This is a genomic window from Burkholderia alba (assembly GCF_034721475.1).
In the GTDB taxonomy this organism is placed as follows: Bacteria; Pseudomonadota; Gammaproteobacteria; order Burkholderiales; family Burkholderiaceae; genus Burkholderia; species Burkholderia alba.
This window is the reverse complement of record NZ_JAWJWL010000001.1, coordinates 33,953-42,098: the sequence shown is the minus strand read 5'-3', so window position 1 is coordinate 42,098 and position 8,146 is coordinate 33,953. Positions and strand designations below refer to the sequence as shown.

The 8,146-nt window shown below is 68.9% G+C and carries 5 protein-coding genes and 1 pseudogene; 2 read left to right on the top strand and 4 right to left on the bottom strand.

Annotated features, from left to right (window positions below; all coding sequences use genetic code 11):
• A pseudogene (locus tag RZR99_RS00200) lies at nucleotides 1-2,284 on the top strand (type VI secretion system protein ImpL); the annotation flags it as partial.
• A 379-nt stretch (nucleotides 2,285-2,663) separates the two neighbouring features.
• Complete coding sequence (locus RZR99_RS00195; protein WP_323118009.1) at nucleotides 2,664-3,866, top strand: cytochrome P450; 1,203 nt, start codon at nucleotides 2,664-2,666, stop codon at nucleotides 3,864-3,866.
• A gap of 206 nt (nucleotides 3,867-4,072) precedes the next feature.
• Here the strand turns inward: RZR99_RS00195 and RZR99_RS00190 are convergent, their stop codons facing one another.
• From RZR99_RS00190 to RZR99_RS00175, 4 genes are all read right to left on the bottom strand, one after another.
• Nucleotides 4,073-5,113: an AraC family transcriptional regulator gene (locus tag RZR99_RS00190; protein ID WP_323117714.1), complete on the bottom strand. Its 1,041-nt coding sequence runs from the start codon at nucleotides 5,111-5,113 to the stop codon at nucleotides 4,073-4,075.
• A gap of 43 nt (nucleotides 5,114-5,156) precedes the next feature.
• Nucleotides 5,157-5,801, bottom strand: coding sequence for a response regulator transcription factor (locus RZR99_RS00185; protein ID WP_323118008.1), 645 nt, complete (start codon nucleotides 5,799-5,801; stop codon nucleotides 5,157-5,159).
• Nucleotides 5,802-6,057: 256 nt separating this feature from the next.
• Complete coding sequence (gene sicP / locus RZR99_RS00180; protein ID WP_323117713.1) at nucleotides 6,058-6,522, bottom strand: chaperone SicP; 465 nt, start codon at nucleotides 6,520-6,522, stop codon at nucleotides 6,058-6,060.
• A gap of 47 nt (nucleotides 6,523-6,569) precedes the next feature.
• Nucleotides 6,570-8,102, bottom strand: coding sequence for a type III secretion system effector BopA family protein (locus RZR99_RS00175; protein WP_323117712.1), 1,533 nt, complete (start codon nucleotides 8,100-8,102; stop codon nucleotides 6,570-6,572).
• Between the last annotated feature and the right edge of the window lie 44 nt (nucleotides 8,103-8,146).

Here is an 8,146-nt window from a genome sequence, read left to right as displayed (position 1 = left end):
GGCCGGCCCCACGCCCGTCGGCAAACTCGAGGCGGAACTCAAGGGCCGCTACGTCGCGCACTACCGGCAAGCGATCGAGCCGTTCGCCGATCGGCTGTTCTATGGTCCGACGCAGGATTTCACCGCGAAGCTCGCGCCCGACGTTCGCCCTGTCGCCGCGCGCATCAGCAACCTGGTCCGCTACGTGAACCTGATCCAGGCGCGCCAACGCGGCGCGACCCTCGCGACGCTGGCGCGCATGCCCGCGCCGACCGTCGTCGGTTCGCGTCCCGGCGGCGTCGCCGGAAACGGGACGGAACGGCCCGGCGACGACCTGTCGCCGCTGCTCGATGCGCTGACGGTCTCCCATATCGCATGGAGCGCGCCGGACGACGGTGCGCTGGCCTCGCGCGCCGGCGCCGCGCAGGCCCGGCTCGAACAGCTCGCGTACCGTGATCCGAACGGCGCATGGCTGCTCGATCTCCCGGATGCCGCGCCGCCGCGCGACGTCACGCTCGCCGATTTCTGGCCGGCCGCCGCCGCGCGCCAACCCGCGCCCGCGTTGCGCGCCATCCGCGTGCCCGCCGCGCTGACCGCCGCGTACCGACCGACGCTCGACGCGTTCCTCGACGACATGGCGCACGCCGTGGCGAACCGGCCGAAGTTCGCGTTCCATCGCGAAGCGTTCGACGCGTGGTACCGGGCGCAGCGCATCGACGCCTGGCGCGATTTCACCGCGCGCTTCCCGCGAGGCGAGCAACTGCTGACGACGGAAGCCCAATGGCGAACCGTGATCGACCGGATTGCGGGCCGCCGCGATCCGTTCACGTCCCTGCTCGCGCGGCTCAACCAGGAGTTCGACGCGACACGAAGCGAGGCGTTGCCGCCGTGGCTCGACCTGGCCCGAACCGCGACGCGCATGGCCGTCTCCGCGCACACGCCCGCGCCGGGCGGACTCGGCGCGATGCTCGGTTCGATTTCGCGCAGCGGCGGCCAGGCGTTGCGCGAGACGCTCGGCGGCGCGCCCGCGCTGGGCTTGCTCACGCTGGAACACGACGCCGCGCTGCGCGCCGCGCTGGTGGAATACGACAAGCGCGTCGCCGGACTCGCGGTCGATGCGCTGTCGGGCCCCGGCACGGCTTACCGGCTCGCGGCCGATTTTCACCGCTTCGGCGCCGATCCCGCGGTCGAGGCTTCCGCGCTGCGCACCTCGGTCGACGCGTTGCGCGACGTCAAGCGACTCGCCGGCGATCGCGGCGTGGGCGGCGACATCGCTTGGCGGCTCGTCGGCGGGCCGCTGCATACGGTGATCCAGTACGTCGAGCGGCAGGCATCCTGCGCGCTGCAGCAGGATTGGGAACGCGACGTGCTGTGGCCGCTCAAGCGCGCGGCGACGCAGGACGACGCGAGCGACCGCTTATACGGCGCGCAAGGCGCGATCTGGTCGTTCGTCGACGGACCGGCCAAGCCGTTCGTGCGGCTGGGCGCGGTACGCGCGTCGGCGGTCGAGACCCTCGGCTACCGCCTGCCGTTCACCGACGCGTTCCTGCCGATGCTCGACGACGCCGCCGCCCGTCGCGTCGCCCAAGCGCGGCGCGACGCGGAGCGGCAGGCCCGGCAGCAGGCCGCCGCCGAACTCGACGGACGCATCGCGGCGCTCGGCCGGCAACTCGACGCCCTCAACGCGCAGACCGCGCACATCGGCATCGTCGCGCAGCCGACCGACGTCAACCCGGAAGCCAAGGCGAAACCCTTCGAGACCGTATTGACGCTGCAATGTACGCCGCAGACGCGGACGCTGACGAACTACAACTTCCGGGTATCGGAACAGATCGACTGGCGGCCCGATCAATGCGGCGATGCGACGCTGCGCATCGCGTTCGACGGCGTCACGCTCGTGCGCCGCTATGCGGGACCGCTCGGCATCGCGCGCTTCGTCCAGGACTTCCGCTATGGCGTGCGGCGCTTCACGCCGCGCGACTTCCCGCAGTCGAAGGCGCGGCTCGCGAACCTCGGCGTCCGTTACATCGACGTGCGTTACAGCTTCTCCGGACAGGACGCGTTGATCGCGCACGTCGATCGAATCGACGCGCTCGAACGGACGCGGCGCGACGACGTCGCGCGTCAAAAGCGGCTGTCGATCCCGCCCGGCGAGCCGGACAGGGACGCCGCGTCCTCATCCCCGCGGCCGTCCGACGCGGCGGCGCGCGCGTCGTCCTCCCCCGTCGACGCGCTGCCGCGCCGCATCGGCGCGTGCTGGGGCGACGCGACTCCGCCCGACTTGCTCGACGCCGATAGGCCATGAGCGCGCGGCGCGGCGGCGACGGCGTGCGTGCCGCCGCCGCCGCGCCACTGGCACCGATTCCCGACCGAACGCCGACGATGGACGACACGACGCCTCCGAACCACTTCGATCATTCCGGCGCGGCGCGTTCACCGCGCCGATCGCGGCTTCAAGATGACGCATGCGCGCGGTGCGGCGAGCATCGGCCGTGGACGCCGCGACGTCGGCCCATCGAGCGCCGTTCCGCTCACCCGGCCCGCGCATGGGTTCGGATGTTGAAACAGACCGCCGCGCGTCGCCTGAAATCCCACGCGCTTTCAATGGCGCGCCGCCTCCGTTCGACTCCGGTTGCCGCTACCATTTGGCCGTGCCTCACTCTCCAGCCCTTCGAGGACATCTCATGAATTTCTCCACGTTCTCATCCCCGGCCTTCTTCGCCGATCCCTATCCGCTCTACGCCCAACTACGCGCCAAGGGTCCGCTGCTCGAGATCGCGCCGAACATTCGCGTGACGGGCGACTACGCGCTGATCAACGCGCTGCTGCGCGAACGCTCGGTCGGCAAGACCTATCTGCAAAGCGTGCGCGTGCGCTACGGTGAGGCAAGGATGGGCATGCCCGTGTTCGACGTGCTGAGCCGGATGTTCCTGATGATGAATCCGCCGGCGCACACCCGCCTGCGCACATTGTTGATGAAGGCGTTCAACGCGCGGCAGATCGAGAACCTGCGCGCGATCACCGAGGCGTCGACGCGCGAACTGCTCGATGCGATCGCCGGAAAAGCGGAGTTCGACCTCGTCGCCGACTATGCGCTGCCGCTGCCGCTCAACATCATCTGCCGGCTGCTCGGCATCCCGTTCGACGACGGCGCGAGGCTCGGCCAAGCGGCAAGCCGCGTCGCCTCGGCCCTCGACCTGGCCCCGATCGACGACGCCCGGCTCCAGGAGGCCAACGACGGCGCGCTGGCACTGGAAGCGTATTTCGAAGACGTGATCGAGCGACGGCGCCGGCGGCCCGGCGACGATCTGATCTCGTCCCTGTTGACCGTGGAGGACGACGGCGAGACGTTCAACAAGAAGGAAGTGATCGCCAACGTGGTGTTGCTGTTCGTCGCCGGACACGAGACCACGTCGAACACCATGAGCAATGCGATGGTCGCCTTGTTTCGCAACCCGGAACGTCTCGCGGAATTGATCGCCGCGCCGTCGCTCGTGCCCTCGGGCGTGGCCGAATGCATGCGCTACGACAGTTCGGTCCAGATGGTGGTGCGCACCGTTTTCGAGGACATCCGGGTGGAAGGCCATGTGCTGCCGCGCGGCACGTTGATCTTCATGCTGCTGGGCGCGGCCAATCGCGATCCGGCCGTGTTTCCGGATCCGGACCGGCTCGATATCCATCGCGTGAACGCGAAGGCCGCGCTGACCTTCGGCGGCGGCATCCACTACTGCCTCGGCGCGCGGCTCGCGCAGATGGAGCTGGAAATCGCCATCGGATCGCTGTTGCAACGCTTTCCGTCGTTGCGCCCGATCGATCTCGACCGTCTCGAATGGCATCAGCGCAACAACCTGCGCGGCTTGCAGACGTTGCGGATCGGCGTTGCTTGATGAACGAAGCGCGTCGGCGAGGCAAGACGGCCGCCAATCGCCGGCGGCCGCGCGCGACGCCTGCTCGACTCGCCAGGCGAGCGGGGGCCGACGCTGAAGCAGGCGGGCAAGCGGCGGCCGCGTGGTCGCGCCAAAGAAGGCGAACACGCGGTGCGTCATCGCAACGACGACGCGACCGGCCGTGCCGCCGGGGCCGCGCTCGGCCGTCAAGCAGCCGGCGTCACCGCCCCGCCCGCCGTCTCGAACGGCGCGGCGTCGGCCGGGCCGCGCCGCACCGCGCGCCGCACCTCGCCCGGCGTCTTGCCGAAGCGGCGGCGGAACAGCTTGCCGAATGTCGATTGATCAGGAAAACCGCACGCATGCGCGATCTCGCCGATGCTGATGGCGAGACCCGGTTGTTCCAGGTAGCCGAGACTGCGGGTCAACCGCGCATCGCGCAATGCCGCGGTCACCGTTTGCGATTCGCGGCGGAACAGACGATAGAGCTGCGTGCGCGAACAGTGCACCGCGTGCGCGATCCGATCGGGCGTCAAACCCTGTAGATGCAGATGCTGGTCGATGTAGCGGTATGCCGCCCGCAAGCGGTCGCCGCGTGCCGGCGCGGCGCGATGCGCATGCGCGGACAGCACGGCCCGCAGCAGCGCGCGGCCGAGGTCGGCCGCGCGCGTCAACAGGTAATCGAGTTCCTCCGAAGGCAACGCCGGCCCCCGGTCGCCGATCGCCGCCAGTTCGGCGCTCAGGAACGGCGCGAACCCGGTCGCCTGCAACGACATCGCGGGAGACGGCGCATGCATCGCCGGGCACCCGAGCAGCCGCGCGACCGACGAACGCGCGAGCCGCAGCGCGCTGAAGCACGGTGCCTCCCAATGCACACGCATCGGCTGGCCGCCGTCAAGCATGAACAGTTCGTTCTCGCGAAATCGCGCATCCGGGCAGCCGGCCATCTCGACCGTGCACGTGCCCGCATGCAACACGCAGATCGTCACGTACCCGTCGAGCGGAGCCGCGCCCGTTTCCGCCTCGCGGGTCCAGGCGTCGAGCGATGCGCCGCGGAAGCGGACGAACCGGCCGCGCTCGCATCGGCACAGGAAACCCTGTCCGTGAAACGTCCGGGGGCTGGCGGCCCGCACGTCGTCGCACTGGAACACCTGGGCGCGCCAGAACGCCGCGCCGCGCACGAGCGGCATGCCGTCGGTGGAAAAGAACTGCAGCAGCGTTCCGCCGCCGGGCGCGCACATCTTCGCCATGATGAATAACCGTGGAATAGGTGACTGAAAGAAGGGGCGCGCGCTACAGCCTGGGCACGCAGGTATCCGCGTAGCCGTATCGATACGCCCAGTGGATGACGTTGGCGATGTTTTTCGCGCCGAGCTTCTGCATCAGCCGGTGCCGGTGGCAATCGACGGTCTTCGTGCTGATGTTCAGCAACAACGCGATCTCGCGATTGCGCATGCCATCGGCGATGAGTTTCAGCACCTGCTTTTCGCGCGGCGTCAGCGCGTCGACGGGCGTCCGGGGCGCGCGACCGTCGAACACCGACGCGACCTTCCCCTCATCGAGCGCCGGATCGAGGTGGACGTGGCCGGACATCACCCGCCTGACCGCGCGCACCATCTCGTCCGTGCTGCACCATTTCATCAGATAGCCCGACGCGCCGGCGCGAATCGCCTCCGCCGCGCGCGCCTCCGACCGGAGCGCGGTGAAGACGACGAACCGCGTGCCCGGATGCGCGCGCAGGATCGTCCTCATCCCCGGCAGCGGATCGTCGCCCGGCAACATCAGCTCCAACAGCACGAGATCCGGACGATCGAGGCGGCACCGGTCGGCCGCCTCCGCCATGTCCGCCGCGCCGCGCACGTCGATCTCCCGATACGCCTTACCGAGCACGACCTCGATGCCGTCGCGGACGATCGGATGGTGGTCGACGACCAGCACCTTCTCACATTTTCTGTACACGATCATCATCGACTCTTCATTGCCTGAATACCGTCCTCTCGACTGTCGGCGCAACCACGCTCGCCAACGGCCGGCGATGCACGCGGGCCCGCCGTCGCGCCCGCCCCATTGTTGAAGATAACGCGCACATGTCACCGGATTGTTTCGAATGGGTTTCATGTGCGCGTTGTTTCGCACACAGGGCGCGACATCGGGTCGCACGTCGGACACGCGGCGGCGCGCGACGCCCGCTCCGTCATCCGCGCATCGCGCGGATCGCGCGCGGATCGAGCGGGCGGTGCCAGGCGCCGGCGTCGGCGTCGCCGTCGCCGGTATCCGCCGCCTCGAGCGCCTCGATCAGGCGTTCGAGGCGGGACGAGAACGCCGCGACCGCGTCGACGAATGCGTCGGCGCCGAATCCCGCGTCCCGGACGCGCTCGATCAGCATCATCGCCCCCGTGTCGTCGTCATACCCGATGCCGCCGCCGCCCGCCTCCGACAACGCGAGGTTCTCGGCCAGCACCCGCATGCAGAGGGACGCGGGCACGGGCGCGGGAAATTCGCCGAGCATGCCGTACAGGACGACCGCATCGTCCACACGGCGAATCGACATCATCAGCCGGTCGTCGAGCATCAGGAAACATTGCCCATGCTCATCGAAATCGAGCGGAAGGCAGACCTTCTCGCTCAGCGCATTCAACCATTCGGCAGGGGTATTCATCGCTTGAAGTTCTCCATCGGGTTTGTCGGGTCCGGCGCGGCCGGGGGTCACGCGGTGATCGCGATCGACATGAATGCCTCGATCTGCTCGACCATCGCATGCGCCGCCAGTCTGAGCAGCGCGCTGCGTTCGTCCTTCGGCGGCGTGTCCAGGTGCCTTGCGAAAGTCTCGACGAACACACGTGCCTTGCGTGTCAGCACCGCGACGTCGTCGCCCGCGGCAGGCGCGCAGCGCGTCATCACGCCGGCGAGATCGGCGCCGGCGCGATCGGGCCGTTTGCCGGACAGCTCGGCGAAGTACGCGCCGATCCGCTCGACCTGTCTGACGTGGTCGTCGATCCGGTCCTGTCGCGACGCACCCCAGCGGGCGGCGCCAAGCACGTCGCCGCCGCCGATCCACGCATCGTCCTCCCGCGCCGGGTCGGCCTCGACGAACGCTTGCCAGGTTTGCCGGACGGATGCATCGCCGGCCAGCCGTTCGCAGTGACTCGCGAGGTCGGTGCGCTGCTGATTCAGTCCGTCGATCCGCGCTTGCACGGCTTGCGCATAGGTATGCGCGTGATTCGGGTCCTCGTAGATCCACGGCGACGCGTACGGCACGAAGCGTTCCGCGCCGCCGGCGCGCAGCACGCGCAGCGCGATCGACGCGCAATTCTCTTGCGTGCTGACCATTTGATAACCCAGCTCGCCCGTCTCGGCCGCCTGCTTCACGGTGCGCGCGTCACGCAGGATCGCCGCCTCGTCCAGGCCGAACAGCATGAACCGCCCCGGCTGATCCCGCGCGCCCTTGTCCCGGTTGAACCCGACGGCGGGGAAATACACCTTGCGGGCGCTGAGTTCCCAGCGCTGGGGCCCGGAAGGCTTCTGTCCCGCTCTCGGGAAGAACCGTGCGCGGGCAAGGTCGGCCTTGCCCGCGTTTCGATAGCCGTCCGTCAGAATCCGCTCACGCGCCTCCTTACCCGCGCGGAGCTTGCTCTCCGTTTCGTCCGAGATCTCCAAACGCTTCTCGGTCCGATAATCCTTTATCGACTTCGCCTTGCTCGCCCCGGCGAGTTTGTCGCTCACCGGACGGCCCGGCCACCAACTGACGTGCTCGTAGACATTCGGGCCGGCGTCGGCGCCCGCCTGGCTCTTGATCGTGATCGACGCATGCCCGGGATGGTCGAACCCACGACACGCCCAGGTCCGGAACACCACGTGGCGAGCCAACGGCTTCGCCGCGCCGACGCCATGAAAATGCTCCGCGATCGACACCATGTGGCGCACCGTGCGCTGTTCCAACGGCGCGCCACCACGCCGCGCACCGTATTCGAACGCCGCCTTCGCGCCTTCCGCGCCGAACCGCTTCGACAGCGCGAGCACGAAAACCTCGAGCGTGCGGCGATTCTCCAAACGAACCTGTTCCGCGTAGCGCTGGACGACGCCGCAGTGCTTCAACAATGGAACATGCGAGAGAAAGGCCAGCAATCGGTCCTTCATGCCCAGTTTCGCGACCGCCGCCACCGGACCGCTCTCGCCGCCGGCGACGACGACGCGATTTCCGGACCGCGTGCACGCGACGAATGCCTCTACGTTGATCATCACTGCCTCCGTTCCGCCAAGAAAATTCCGCTGGCGCGCGGCGG

Excerpts from the sequence above, each read along its gene's own strand:
- sicP (WP_323117713.1), bottom strand. The coding sequence starts at position 6,522 with ATGAATACCCCTGCCGAATGGTTGAATGCGCTGAGCGAGAAGGTCTGC.
- RZR99_RS00195 (WP_323118009.1), top strand. The coding sequence starts at position 2,664 with ATGAATTTCTCCACGTTCTCATCCCCGGCCTTCTTCGCCGATCCCTAT.
- RZR99_RS00175 (WP_323117712.1), bottom strand. The coding sequence starts at position 8,102 with ATGATCAACGTAGAGGCATTCGTCGCGTGCACGCGGTCCGGAAATCGC.
- RZR99_RS00190 (WP_323117714.1), bottom strand. The coding sequence starts at position 5,113 with ATGGCGAAGATGTGCGCGCCCGGCGGCGGAACGCTGCTGCAGTTCTTT.